Below are 7962 nucleotides of genomic sequence, written 5' to 3' on the forward strand. Positions count from 1 at the left end.
GACCGCTGCCCACAAGCCTTCTTCTCAGCAATCGCACTCGCTGCGACCGTAATCTTCTGGCTTTGAAGGAGAACGAGTCCTGAGCCTAGCGAACAGGTCTTTCAATTGGACGGATCGGAACCAGAGAACGCAAGGTCCACCCGCTGTAAGCCATTCCTGAGTGGCAGCGCACGAACTGGTGTCTATTATTCTTGGGCCCGCGCAGGTGCGGCATTCCGCATCAGTATGGGCGAAGCCAGTTGCGGCGGGCATCCCAAATTTCGCGCCACTGCGCGGCGGTTGCCCTCCGGCCGGGGGCAGGCCGAAGTATGGAATGGGTCAGTGCTGCGCTGGTTCGTAGGGCGGCCCAAAGCCACGTGAGGGCTGTGCCGCATATCGCAAGCGCGGGATGCCAGTGGTCGTGCATCAGCGACACGCGTGACTTCGCCACAAGAATATGACGGCTTGCCCGCAGGGTGCTGGAGGCCCCGACCAGATGCATGATCCGGGCTTCGGGGCAGAGCATCGGGCGATAGCCCAACCGGCCGGCGCGCAGGCAGAGATCGTAATCCTCGCCATACATGAAGTAGCGCAGATTGAACCCGCCAAGCTCAACCCACAGCACCCGGCGTATCATCAGGAAGCAGCCGACGACAATGTCGACGTGGCGTGTGCTGTCGCGTTGCCAGCCACCATAGGCCTCGGGGTTGAGCCGGCGCGAACTTGGGAAGGCGGAGGAAAGCCCGACGGCGCGGCAGAATGCGCTCCAGAGCGTGAGTTTGGCGCTGCAGGAGTAAGGATTCAGCGTTCCATCGGGGTAGTAAGTGCGCCCGCCGGTGATCCCGGCCTGCGGGTGCGCCATAGAGAACTCCAGCAGGTGGTCGACGCCGTGGGGGTAAACCTCGGTGTCGGGGTTGAGCAGCAGCAGCCAGTCTGAGCGGGCGCGCGCGGCCGCGATGTTGTTGGCCCTAGAGAAACCAAGGTTCTCGTCGGAGGCAATCAGCTCAACCTGTGGAAATCGCGCCGCGATGGCCTCTGCCGAGCCATCCTCAGACGCATTGTCCACAACGATTGTGTGAAACGTTATCCGGGCCGTGTTCGCATATAAAGTTTCAAGACATTTCATCGTCAAATCGCGCGTGTTGTAACTGATGACGATGACGGTAAGCGCTGTTTCCATATTTTGCGTTATCTCTCAGGTCACACACCTTGCAGACCAACAGGGCATGCCAAGAGGGCAGGCCAACGGGGCGGGAGTGGTCTGGTGATCGTGCATCTGATTTATTAAGGCGGGCTTAATTTTGGAAAACTTGAGTCGCGGTATTTCTATTTTGTCACGCTTAAAAATTTACGAATAATTAGGGCCTAATTTCTACGACACCCATAAAGGGAGTGGTCCCCGTGTTTATGGCAACGTGGAGGGGCGATGGCTTTGGCCGGAACCGAGGGTAGGGGGCTTTCGCGCGGGACGGTTCTGCTGATTGTGCTGTTCCTGCTGTCCTATATCCCGCCGGGCACCCTGCAAATCGGAACTTTGACGCTCGGCTTCCCTCGGCTCTTTCTTTTGCTGACGGTCGTGCCGACCACGGCGATATTCGTCTTCGGGGCGAAATACCGGCTCACCGTGGTTGATGCCTGCGTCGCGGGTTTTGCGGTGCTGGGCGCGGTCTCGATCCTCGTCAACCACGGCACGTCGCGGGTGGAATTCGCCGGGCTGCAGTTCGTCGAGACTTTTGGCGCCTATGCGCTGGGGCGCACCATGCTCAAGGACCCCGCGGCCTATCGGTTTTTCTGGAGGGTCTTTGGCTGCCTGCTGCTGATGATCCTGCCCGTCGGGCTGGTGGAGCTGCTGTCGGACAAGTTTCTGCTGCATGACACCATCGGCCGTTTCATCACCATCCATCCGAAGATTGTCAGCTACCCCCCGCGCATGGGCTTCGATCGGGTGCAGGGCAATCTCGAGCATTTCATTCTCTTCGGCATCTTCTGGGGCTTTGGTATGATCCACTTCCTCTCGGTGTTCGACGGGTGGGCTGTGCGCCTTTTTATGGTGTTGTCCTGCCTCTTGGTCGTCGCCATGTCGCTGTCGAGCGGGGCCTATCTTGGCATCATCTTTCAGCTGGCGCTGCTGGCATGGGGCTGGGCAACGCGCGAGCGCTGGCTGCTCCTGGTGGCGCTGGCACTGCTTGGCTTCTTCGTGGTCGAAGTTCTATCCGACCGCCCGGCAATTATCGCGATCTCGACCCGGCTGGCCTTCAGTTCGCAGACCGCTTACTGGCGCGTGCTGATCTTCGAATACGGGATGCAGAATGTCTGGGCGCATCCGATCTTCGGTCTGGGATTGCACGATTGGGCGCGGCCGCAATGGCTCTCCGGCTCGGTCGACAACCAATGGCTGCTCATTGCCATGCGCAACGGTATACCTGCACTTTTCATGGTGTTTTCTGCCGTCGGCAGCATGCTGTTCCTCTTGCTGCGCCGCAAGGACCTTCCACCCAAGGTCGCGCTCTACCGCCGCAACTTCGTCATCGCCTATGTGGGGCTGTTCATCAGCCTCGGCACAGTTGCGGTCTGGAGCGGAACGCAGACCTTCCTGTGGGTGCTGCTCGCCATGGGGGTGAATCTGGCGCAGGCACCAGCGCGGGTCGGCAGCGAGGAAGAGGCGCAGGATGCGGCACGGCTGCCGCGGGGCCTGCGACATCGCCGTGAGGGCCTCGCGTCGGACCGCGAGCCACCGGGAGAGGGACTGCCATTTCGCCGCTCGCTAACGGAGCTCGGCCTTGTCCGTCGCGCCGTGCCGTCCCATGCCCGCCCCCCGCGGGCGACCGAGACGCCACTGAGATGACAGCCGCCGCAGGTCTGAGGAGCGATTGCATGATACGAAGTTTGAATATTTTCCGCCCTTTGCGCCTGACGCTGGTCTGGATCAAGCGACACTACCTGCGCCGTGTCTGGGGCATGGATATCCACCCCACGGCTGAAATGTCGCTCTCGGCAAAGTTCGACCGGACGCATCCAAGGGGGATTCATGTGGGCGCTTACAGTTACGTGGCCTTCGATGTGCGCATCTTGTCGCACGACATGACCCGGAGGATGAAGGTGCACACGCGGATTGGCAGAAATTGCTTTATCGGCGGGCGGGCGATCATTTTGCCGGGGGTCGAAATCGGCGATCAATGCCTGATCGGCGCAGGCTCGGTGGTCACCCGCGATGTGCCCTCCGGCAGCATGGTTGCGGGCAACCCGGCGCGGGTCCTGCGCTCGGGTCTGCAGTTGCTGACCTATGGGCGGATTGATCCCGCGTGGCAGGCCGCGCAGGAGGCCGAACAGGAGGCCGCCCGGCGGCAGGCTGCGGAATGACCGGCCAAGGCCAGAGGTGCCGGGACGAAAACTCGGCAGTCACCCTGAGCGCTTCCGTCATCATCCCGCACTTCAACGACGTCGCGCGGCTTTGGAAATGTCTTGCCGCGCTGATGCCCCAGACCGAGGGGCGCGACGTAGAGATCGTGGTCGGCGACAATGGCTCGACTCAGGACCTCGGCGCGTTGCGAGCGGCTTTTCCGGAAGTTCGGGTGGAGCACGCAGCCATCCCCGGCGCGGCGGCGGCCCGCAATCTGGCAGTGGCGCGCAGCAGGGGCCGGCTGCTGCTCTTCACGGATGCCGACTGCGTGCCAGCTTCGGACTGGCTGGAGGTGGCCTTGCGCACTTGCCGGCCGGGCGAGATCGTCGGCGGCGCAGTGGAAGTCTTCGACGAAACACCGCCGCCCCGCAGTGGGGCGGAAGCCTTCGAAACCGTCTTTGCCTTCCCGCAAAAGACCTACATCCGAAAGAAGAAGTTTTCGGTGACAGCGAACATGGTGGTGCCGCGCGAGGTCTACAAGCGGGTGGGGCCCTTTGATGGCGCGAAGGCAGAGGATCTGGACTGGGGAAGGCGCGCGCATACCCTCCGCATCCCTCTGCGTTACGAGCCGACGCTTCGGGTCGCCCATCCCACGCGCAAAGATTGGGCCGCGCTGCGCGGAAAATGGCGGCGGATCACCTCGGAGGGGTTTTTCGCGCATGGGACAGGGCGAGCCGCGCGCCTCAGCTGGGGGCTGCGCAGCCTTGCCATCCTCATGTCGGTTCCTCTGCATATGCCGCGAGTTCTGTGCCACCCGGCGCTCTGCCGGCAGGAACGATGGGCTGCGGCCGGCGTGCTGTTGCGTCTGCGCGGCATACGCGCCCTGTGGACGCTGCGGCAGTCTCTGGTGGGCGAGCAACCACTGTCGCACGCAGCGCAGAAGATGGCGCGTAGGGATCAGGCGTGACTTCAGAGGCGGTGAGTTGGCGTGGAGCTTTGACGTCGTTTCTTATTAGCGAACATGGCCCCGGTCAGGGTGGCCGGTGAAATATATGAAGCTCTGTTTACCAAAACTTAATTCAGGAAAATTAGCCTGAATTCAGAAGCTGCCCGCGAAAAATCGCGAGGCCTTAGGTGTGTGGTTGTTAATTTCAGCGTGTGGGTGCTGGCGCCAATATATGAAAATGGACATCGGGATATATGCCTCACATTTTGGGCTTGCGCAGCGCCCTTTCACTCTGGTTCCCGACCCGGATTTCATTTTCTGGTCGCGTGGTCACAAGCGCGCAGCCGCGGTTCTTGAATTCGGGTTGATGAACCGCGCGCCGATTACCCTGGTGGCCGGAGAAATCGGATCGGGGAAGACCACACTTCTGAGACATCTGCTCACGGAGATTGATGAAGACCTGCGCGTCGCCTTCATCTCCAATGCCATGTCCGGCGGGCGCTCCGACCTGTTGCGCTGGGTGCTGCACGCGCTTGGGCAGCCCGTGGGAACGGATCTCGGCTATGTCGACCTCTACAAAACCTTCGAGGCACTGCTGATCGAGGAGTACGCGCGCGGACGGCGGGTGATCGTGATCTTCGACGAAGCGCAAAATCTCGGGCCCGAGGGGCTGGAGCATTTGCGCCTGCTGACCAACATCAATTTCGGGGACCACGAATTGGTACAGCTTGTACTGGTCGGCCAGCCAGAATTGCGTGACCTCGTCCTGAGCGCCAACCTGACACAGCTCGCACAGCGCATTTCGGCCAGTGTCTTTCTTAAAGCGCTGAGGCAGGAGGATGTGGGGGCCTACATTCGGCACCGCGTCACTGCTGCGGGCGCGCAGGAGCGGCTCTTTACCGACTCTGCGGTGGCGCTGATTGCCAAGACCACGGGCGGCATACCGAGGCTGGTCAACCAACTGTGTGACTGCGCCTTGCTTTACGCGTTCGCCGAGGCAGAGAAGGGTGTCACGGTCGCGACCGTGCAATCGGTCATCGATGACGGGTTGCTGTTCTGCGCGGGAAGCAGCCAGCCGCTGCGACTGGTGCATTCTGAGCCTCGCCAGTCGGGAACCGAGGATGTTTGAGCGCCGAGGCCCGGGATGGATATGAGCTTTTATTGGCGCATCTTCCTGCGCCGAACCCCGTATCTGATCATCTTTGCGGCTCTGGGGATCGCCGTCGGCGTGTCAATCGCGATGTCCCTTCCCGCGCGCTATGGCGCACGCGCGGTACTGATCGTCGAGTCTGAGCAGATTCCCGGCGATCTGGCGGCTTCGACCGTTCGGACCAGCGCCGTCGAAGCTTTGCAGATCATCCGCCAGCGCATTCTCAGTCGCGAAGTTTTGCTGGAGCTTGGAAACCGGTTGAAGCTGTTCGCGCTGATTGAAGACCAGACCGAGGCACGCCTGTCTGCGGACGAAAAAGTTGCCTACATGCGGCGAAATCTCGCGATCAATACAAGCAGTGGTCGCGGCGGTGCGGGTGCCACCGTTGTTGTTGTCGAATTCAATGATGCACCGACCCCGCGAATGGCTGCGGAGGCCACCAATGAGATCGTCACCTTGATCTTGCAAGAAAACGTGGAAACCCGCACTGCGGTGGCGAGCCAGACGCTGGAGTTCTTCGACCGGGAGGTCGAGCGGCTCGCACAGAGGCTGTCGTCGCTGAACGCGCAGATTCTGAGCTTCAAAGAAGACAACCTCGAAGCTCTGCCGGACAGTCTAGATTTCCGGCGTAGCCAGCAAGCGTCATTGCAGGAAAGGCTTACCGGCCTCGAGCGGGAGCGCCAGTCCCTTCTAGATCGCCGCGCGCAGTTGCAGACCCTGTTCGAAACCACAGGGACCGCGTCGCCCGCCGCCGATGCCGCCAAGTCGGCGGAGCAAGAGCAGTTGGAGGCGCTGCGCGATGAATGGCGGCGTCAAGCCGCGGTGCTGTCGGAAAGCAATCCACGCATGAAGGTGCTTGCCTCCCGGATCGCCGCGCTGGAGGCCGCGGTCGCGGGCCGGCCGCGCCTCGCTACGGACACGGAGCCCACCGCCGATGCCGGAACGCAGGCCACGCTGTTGGATATCCAACTCGTCGACATTGATGCGCAGACAAAGGCCATAGAGCGGCAGATCGCCGAACTTGAGACGCAGTTGACGCGGGTTACCGCCAACATTTCTTCGACCCCAGGGAACACGATCGTGCTGTCGACGCTGCAGCGTGACTACGACAATATCAAACGCCAATATGATCAGGCGGTCATGGCGCAGGCCAAGGCTTCAACCGGTAATGTCATAGAATCCCTGGCAAAAGGACGCCGCATAACCGTTGTCGAGCACGCCATTGCGCCCGAGCGACCAAGCAGCCCGAACCGCCCGATGATCGCACTGTCGGGGCTTGGTGGCGGGCTCACTCTGGGCCTTGCGGTTGTTGGTCTCATGGAACTGCTGAACCGGTCGGTACGTCGCCCCCATGACCTTGAAGTCGGCCTTGGCATCGAGCCCTTCGCCACGATTCCATACATGTTCACCGCAGGTGAGCTTCTGCGCCGACGCATGATTGTCACCAGCGTTGCTTTGGCGCTGATCCTCGGCCTTCCCGCAGCGCTTTGGTACGTCGACCAAAACATCCGTCCGCTGCAGCCTCTGCTCGAGCGCGTGCTCGGAACGATCAACTTCGGATCAGCGATCTGACCCCGGAAAGGAGCAAGATGGAACGCCTGCAGGCCGCGATCAAGAAAGCCCGCCAGACCAGAGACGGTGTCTCGCCAGTGCGAGTGCGCAGGCCGAGCGTCGATGAAAAACTCTTGGAAGCTTGGAAACAATTGCCGGACTTGCTGATCGAGGGCCGCCATCTGCGGCGCAATCGGATCGTGACGGTGCAAGCTGGCCCTGACGCGATGGCCTTCGACATGCTGCGCACCCGCACGATGCGCCAGATGCAGGTGAACGGCTGGAGCCGCCTTGCGATCACGTCCCCGGAGCCGGGCTGCGGCAAGTCCACGCTTTTGCTCAACCTCGCGTTCGCGCTTGCGCGTCAGAAACAGCTGCGAATCCTGGTAGTGGAAATCGACATGCGTCGCCCTGCGCTGGCAAATCTGCTGGGGACGTCGCCGACCGCTCATAAAAAGTCCGTCGCTGATCTTCTTTCTGGTGGCGCGGGGCTTCGCGAAGTCGCGCAACGCCACAAGAGCAACCTTGCAATCGCCATGAGCCTCGGTCCTGTCCAGAACGCGTCTGACATCCTGCTTGGCGATAATGTTGGAGATGTGCTGAATACGCTCGAAGAGCGGTATCGGCCGGATCTTCTCCTCTTCGATATGCCGCCGCTCCTGGCAACGGACGATTCTATGGCGTTCATGCAGCACATGGATTGCGCGCTGGTGGTTGCCTCGGCGGGACAGACCAGTGTTCACGACATCGATCGGTGCGAACGCGAAATTGCGGTTCAAACCGACGTACTGGGCGTCATCCTGAATAAATATCGCTACGGGGCGCAGGAGCCGAAGGTGTACGGATATTAAGTCTCCCATTGGTGAGTTAGACGCGCGAAGTTCTGTCTCGGCCTGCCGTTCTTTCGTAAACGCTGTCGCCGCCCCACATTGCCGACGGGATCAGCCATTGCGAGTTGATACGCATCCAAAGAGAAGGAGTGCGTTTCGCAATGTT

The 7962-nt window shown here is 61.2% G+C and carries 7 protein-coding genes; 6 read left to right on the forward strand and 1 reads right to left on the reverse strand.

The window, feature by feature from the left end; all coding sequences use genetic code 11:
- Nucleotides 1–220: 220 nt before the first annotated feature.
- Nucleotides 221–1159, reverse strand: a complete 939-nt coding sequence (locus ACXAJT_RS27260; protein ID WP_475242079.1) for a glycosyltransferase family 2 protein — start codon at nt 1157–1159, stop codon at nt 221–223.
- Nucleotides 1160–1405: 246 nt separating this feature from the next.
- Here ACXAJT_RS27260 and ACXAJT_RS27265 point away from each other — a divergent pair, with 246 nt between their 5' ends.
- From ACXAJT_RS27265 to ACXAJT_RS27290, 6 genes are all read left to right on the forward strand, one after another.
- The gene (locus ACXAJT_RS27265; RefSeq protein ID WP_475242081.1) at nt 1406–2824 is read left to right on the forward strand and encodes an O-antigen ligase family protein; all 1419 of its coding nucleotides are present in this window, start codon (nt 1406–1408) and stop codon (nt 2822–2824) included.
- A 29-nt stretch (nt 2825–2853) separates the two neighbouring features.
- Nucleotides 2854–3339 carry an acyltransferase gene (locus ACXAJT_RS27270; protein WP_475242084.1) on the forward strand — a complete coding sequence of 162 codons (486 nt, stop codon included), beginning with the start codon at nt 2854–2856 and terminating at the stop codon, nt 3337–3339.
- Nucleotides 3336–4286, forward strand: a complete 951-nt coding sequence (locus tag ACXAJT_RS27275) for a glycosyltransferase family 2 protein (protein WP_475242087.1) — start codon at nt 3336–3338, stop codon at nt 4284–4286. Before ACXAJT_RS27270 ends, ACXAJT_RS27275 begins: the two co-directional genes overlap by 4 nt.
- 211 nt (nt 4287–4497) lie before the next feature.
- The gene (locus ACXAJT_RS27280; protein WP_475242089.1) at nt 4498–5394 is read left to right on the forward strand and encodes an ExeA family protein; all 897 of its coding nucleotides are present in this window, start codon (nt 4498–4500) and stop codon (nt 5392–5394) included.
- A 15-nt stretch (nt 5395–5409) separates the two neighbouring features.
- The gene (locus ACXAJT_RS27285) at nt 5410–6987 is read left to right on the forward strand and encodes a GumC family protein (protein WP_475242091.1); all 1578 of its coding nucleotides are present in this window, start codon (nt 5410–5412) and stop codon (nt 6985–6987) included.
- Between the two features lie 17 nt (nt 6988–7004).
- Nucleotides 7005–7817, forward strand: coding sequence for a CpsD/CapB family tyrosine-protein kinase (locus ACXAJT_RS27290; protein ID WP_475242094.1), 813 nt, complete (start codon nt 7005–7007; stop codon nt 7815–7817).
- The last annotated feature ends 145 nt before the right edge of the window (nt 7818–7962 follow it).

The organism is Salipiger sp. ABF4_146 (genome assembly GCF_056161345.1).

Bases quoted from the DNA above. Each gene is read 5' to 3' on its own strand.
- ACXAJT_RS27260 (WP_475242079.1), bottom strand. From the start codon at position 1,159: ATGGAAACAGCGCTTACCGTCATCGTCATCAGTTACAACACGCGCGAT.
- ACXAJT_RS27265 (WP_475242081.1), top strand. From the start codon at position 1,406: ATGGCTTTGGCCGGAACCGAGGGTAGGGGGCTTTCGCGCGGGACGGTT.
- ACXAJT_RS27270 (WP_475242084.1), top strand. From the start codon at position 2,854: ATGATACGAAGTTTGAATATTTTCCGCCCTTTGCGCCTGACGCTGGTC.
- ACXAJT_RS27275 (WP_475242087.1), top strand. From the start codon at position 3,336: ATGACCGGCCAAGGCCAGAGGTGCCGGGACGAAAACTCGGCAGTCACC.
- ACXAJT_RS27280 (WP_475242089.1), top strand. From the start codon at position 4,498: ATGAAAATGGACATCGGGATATATGCCTCACATTTTGGGCTTGCGCAG.
- ACXAJT_RS27285 (WP_475242091.1), top strand. From the start codon at position 5,410: ATGGATATGAGCTTTTATTGGCGCATCTTCCTGCGCCGAACCCCGTAT.
- ACXAJT_RS27290 (WP_475242094.1), top strand. From the start codon at position 7,005: ATGGAACGCCTGCAGGCCGCGATCAAGAAAGCCCGCCAGACCAGAGAC.